This is a genomic window from Exiguobacterium sp. B2(2022), assembly GCF_028823655.1.
Classification (GTDB): Bacteria; Bacillota; Bacilli; order Exiguobacteriales; family Exiguobacteriaceae; genus Exiguobacterium; species Exiguobacterium aestuarii_A.
This window is the reverse complement of sequence record NZ_JAPEHX010000125.1, coordinates 1-1,107: the sequence shown is the minus strand read 5'-3', so window position 1 is coordinate 1,107 and position 1,107 is coordinate 1. Positions and strand designations below refer to the sequence as shown.

General features: G+C 40.7%; 2 protein-coding genes. Both read right to left on the bottom strand.

The genetic code is table 11. The annotated features are described in order from the left end of the window. On the bottom strand, positions 1–769 hold a 769-nt coding region (locus ON063_RS14610; RefSeq protein WP_274665621.1), incomplete at its 3' end, for a hypothetical protein. Between the two features lie 17 nt (positions 770–786). Next, a partial coding sequence (locus tag ON063_RS14605) for a glycosyltransferase (protein WP_274665620.1) occupies positions 787–1,107 on the bottom strand: 321 nt, incomplete at its 5' end.

Here is a 1,107-nt window from a genome sequence, read left to right as displayed (position 1 = left end):
GACCACTTGATCGATACTGCAAGGCCGATCGAAGCGTTCGGTCAACAATCGGAACATTCACATCCATAAAGAATGTATAAATGACACCGAACAAAATAATAAAAAGTGTAAAGAATAAGAGTGGACGTTTCACTATTCTTAAGACAAACCATATTCCCGTAGCTAAAACAAAGGAAAGTAACGCGTAAGTTCGGAATTGACCTAGCAACCAGATTGTCGGGAGAAGCAGAATAAAATACGTCCAATTCTTTTCAAAAATCCAACGAATCGCAAGATAAGTTGCAGTTGTGAATAACATGTATATCCAGACATCACGAAAAATTGAAGTCGTAATATTGAAAAATAGACTAATGTAGGCGACATAACTACCGAGAGCCAATAAATAGGCATTTCGTTGAATTCCTGAAATATTTTCTTGCGGTGATATTGACGTCATTTGAATGGTGTCCAGTTTTAGTGAGAAGTGTAACAAGAGCGCTACTCCAAAAAAGTTAAACATACGAATCGCGAATACACTTTCTGTGCCAATCAGTTGCATATATTTCCCGATAATCCATGGATAAATAGAGGTACGAATCCATGTTAAATCATAAAAAACATTCATGGCTTGTTCCCAATAAAACGCGCCGTCATCTCCGCCCCCGAAAATTTGAAACGATACACCATTGCCGTTAACAAAAATTGCGAGCATATAAAAAATGATCGTAGCGAGCAAATAATACATGAGTACTAAGTAGCGCACTATACTCACTTCTGTACCTGGTTTCATGACGGCACCTCCTTACTTTAGTGTTCTGATGGATGAATAGACTTATATATTCGCCGCATCTCTGTATTCGATTGTTCAACATCGTATGATTTAGCGGTCTTCATATTATTAAAACCCATTTTCTGAGCAAGCTTAAAATCAAGTCGCATCGTTTGAATAGCTTGTGCAAAACCTTTCACATCGTTCGGGGCACACTTGAAACCAGTCACCCCGTCGACCGAGTAGTCGTTGATCCCATGCACGTTCGAGGTGATGATCGGTAACCCTGCCGCCATCGCTTCAAGCGCCGCCATCCCGAGCCCTTCTCGTTTAGACGGGAAGACGAAACAGTCTGCCGC